This is a genomic window from Mesorhizobium sp. M4A.F.Ca.ET.050.02.1.1, assembly GCF_003997725.1.
Lineage (GTDB): Bacteria > Pseudomonadota > Alphaproteobacteria > Rhizobiales > Rhizobiaceae > Mesorhizobium.
Genome location: NZ_RZSG01000686.1, coordinates 1 through 3,219 on the forward strand (window position 1 = coordinate 1; position 3,219 = coordinate 3,219).

The 3,219-nt window shown below is 65.9% G+C and carries 4 protein-coding genes; all 4 read left to right on the top strand.

Annotated elements, in window-relative coordinates; translation table 11 throughout:
- On the top strand, positions 1–926 hold a 926-nt coding region (locus tag EOA33_RS29315), incomplete at its 5' end, for a hypothetical protein (protein WP_127407229.1).
- A gap of 130 nt (positions 927–1,056) precedes the next feature.
- The gene (locus EOA33_RS29320; RefSeq protein WP_127407230.1) at positions 1,057–1,764 is read left to right on the top strand and encodes a DUF1223 domain-containing protein; all 708 of its coding nucleotides are present in this window, start codon (positions 1,057–1,059) and stop codon (positions 1,762–1,764) included.
- Positions 1,765–1,848: 84 nt separating this feature from the next.
- Positions 1,849–2,172 carry a hypothetical protein gene (locus EOA33_RS29325; protein ID WP_127407231.1) on the top strand — a complete coding sequence of 108 codons (324 nt, stop codon included), beginning with the start codon at positions 1,849–1,851 and terminating at the stop codon, positions 2,170–2,172.
- A gap of 81 nt (positions 2,173–2,253) precedes the next feature.
- Positions 2,254–2,988 (top strand): peptide-methionine (S)-S-oxide reductase MsrA, encoded by a 735-nt coding sequence (gene msrA / locus EOA33_RS29330; protein WP_127407232.1) that lies wholly within the window; start codon positions 2,254–2,256, stop codon positions 2,986–2,988.
- Positions 2,989–3,219: the final 231 nt, after the last annotated feature.

Consider the following 3,219-nt stretch of genomic DNA (forward strand, 5'->3'; position numbering starts at 1 on the left):
TGCAGAACGCGCTCGACGCGGCGATCCTGTCGGTCACCACGCTGCCGAAAACCACCCCGCTGGCCGACCGCGAGACGTCGCTGAAGCAGGCCTTCGCCGCCAATGGCGGGCAAGGCACCGCCAAGCTCGACAGCTTTGTTGTGGCCGCAGACGGCACCGCCACCGCCACGGCTTCGGCGCACTACCCGATGCCGACCAATTTCATGCAGATCGCCAGGATCGAAACGGTCGAGGTCGGCGTCGCCTCGGCGGTGCGCAAGCGGCCGGCGCTGGTGCAGACCACGTTCAAGGTCACCAAAGTATCCGGCTACTGGAACAAGACGATGACGCTCTACGGCACCAAGTTCGGCGACACCGTCGCCAAGCCGCTGATGACGATCACCTATGCCTATAACAACTACGGTGACCCGAAGGGCTACGGCACCTCGATCGTCAGCACGATCAACGGCAGCACCACGACCAAGGTGCAGCAGCAGGTCTGCACGACCTCGACGGTGAAGAACTTCAGCAGCCTGCCCAGCGGCGCGATCACGCAAACCAGCGGCAGCAAGAAGTATGTCACGACCTGCGCCGATACGTTCTATCCCAGCAACGGCGCCGGCGCGGTGATCGACGTCAGCCAGATGGACAACCTCTATCTGCAGATGGACGTGCCCTCGGGCAGCCCGAAGGTGCTGAAATCCAACGACCCGACCACCTCGAACCGGCTCTACATCGGCACCAGCACCACCACCATGCCCGAGGTCGCGACCGGCCAGACGGTCGACATCTTCACCGCGGTGCCCTGCGGCCAGCCCGGCTACCAGGCCTGGGAGGATGGCGGCAACCCGGTGCCGGCCGACGTCAGCAATGCCGACTTCTTCTACACCGTCCAGGGCAAATGCGACTTCAACCAGCGGCCGTCCAACACGGTGCTGACGCAGTGATGAGCACTTCCCCTTCTCCCCCTGTGGGAGAAGGGAAAGAGCAGCGCAATCACAAACCGGTGAAGTCTGTAACGAAGCCCGATGCGGTGGCGAAATGGGAGCAAGACCCCGCCGCAACGGAGACTTCCCCATGACCAGACCCAAGACGTCGCTCGGCAGCGCGCTCCTCGCCAGCGCGGCCTTCATCGCGCTGGCCACGACCGCCGGCACGGCCGCCGCCCAGCCGCTGACCGTGGTCGAGCTGTTCACCAGCCAGGGCTGCTCGTCCTGCCCGCCGGCCAATGCCAATCTGATCAAGGTCAAGGACCGGCCGGGCGTGCTGGCGCTGTCGTTCAACGTCACCTACTGGGACTATCTCGGCTGGAAGGACATTTTCGGCCGGCAGGAATTCACCCAGCGCCAGGTGAATTACGAGCCGACGCTCGGCCATGACGGGCCGTTCACGCCGCAGGTGGTGGTGAACGGCAGCGCCGACGCGGTCGGCGCCGCGCCCGGCGAGATCGAACGGCTGATCTCGACCAGCCCGCAAGCCAAGGGTCCGGCGCTCGCGCTCGGCGACGGCAAGGTGAGCATCGGCGCAGGCACGGCGCCGGCAGGCGGCGCCGACATCTGGCTGGTGCGCTATCGGCAAGGCGTCGTCGAGGTGCCGGTGGCGCGCGGCGAGAACACCGGCCGCACCCTGCCGCATGCCAATGTCGTGCATTCGCTGCAGCGGCTCGGCCGCTGGAACGGCCAGGCGACGACGTTGCCGCTGCCGGCCGATGATGGCGGGCTTAGCACCGCGGTGCTGGTGCAGACACCCGGCGGCGGGCCGATCCTGGCCGCCGCGGCGAACTGAGCATCCCTTCTTCGCGCGATGCCGCATGGGGCGGCAGCGCACCATCCGGCCCGCATCGCGCGCCACAACCCAAGGAGAATACCCATGACCAAATTCCTGACCGCGCTCGCCCTCGCGCTCGCAACCACGGCGTTCGCCGCCGGCGCCCGCGCCGACGACGCGACCAACGCCATGAAGCCGGCCAATGCAATGGCCACCGACGCCATGAAGCCGAAGACCGACGCGATGAAACCCGCGACGGATGCGATGAAGCCGGCCAACGCGATGGCGACCGATGCGATGAGCACGCAGGCGATGAAGCCGGCCGATGCCATGAAGCCGGCGACGGGGGCGATGGAGCCGGCCGATGCGATGAAGCCGGTGACCGATGCGATGAAACCCGTCGATGCGATGGCTCCAGCGCAATAAGTTGCAGCCGACGCACGCTAAAGTGAGAACCTGGCGGCGGCCGGTTTCGTATATAGTGAACAGCAGCAAGGGAGTTCCAGCATGACCGCAATTCGACAGCAGAAGCGATCATCGACCTTCGCCAAAGGCGCGCTCGCCGCGCTCGTCCTGACCGTCGCGGCCGCCGCCTTCTGGGAGACGCCGGCGGTCTCGGCCGAGGACGCGGTGGTGATCCCGCCGCCGGCAATTGACGAGAAGGCGGCGAGCGGCAGCGAGACGGCGGTCTTCGCCGGCGGCTGCTTCTGGGGCGTGCAGGGCGTGTTCCAGCACGTCAAGGGCGTGAGCAAGGCGGTGTCCGGCTACACCGGCGGCAGCAAGGAAAACGCCGTTTACGAGGTCGTCGGCACCGGCAGCACCGGACATGCCGAGTCGGTCGAGATCACCTACGACCCGTCGCAGGTGACCTACGGCCAGCTGCTGCAGGTCTATTTCTCGGTCGCGCACAATCCGACGCAGCTCAACTACCAGGGGCCGGACCACGGCACCCAGTACCGCTCGACGATCTTCGCCGGCAATGACGAGCAGAAGAAGGTGGCAGAGAGCTACATCGCCCAGCTCGACAAGGCCAAGGTGTTTTCTCAGCCGATCGTCACCACGCTGGAAACCGGCAAGACCTTCTATCCGGCCGAGGACTACCACCAGGATTTCCTGACGCTGAACCCGACCTATCCCTACATCGTCTACAACGACCTGCCCAAGGTGGCGAATCTGAAGACGCTGTTCCCCAAGCTTTACAGCGAAACGCCGGTGCTGGTGCTGGCGTCGAGCAAAAGCTGAGCGGCAATCTCCCCCCTCGAGGGGGAGATGTCGCCGAAGGCGACAGAGGGGGTCCCCGCGCGTGGAGCGCCGACCCCTATCGGCGCCAGGAAGCAGGCCGAGCCCGGTCGGACCGACCCCCTCTGGCCTGCCGGCCATCTCCCCCTCGAGGGGGGAGATTATGCCCTCAGTCGTAGGTCAGATCCGTCGCCTTCCCACCAAAAACCCGGTAGGCATAGAACGAATAGAAGA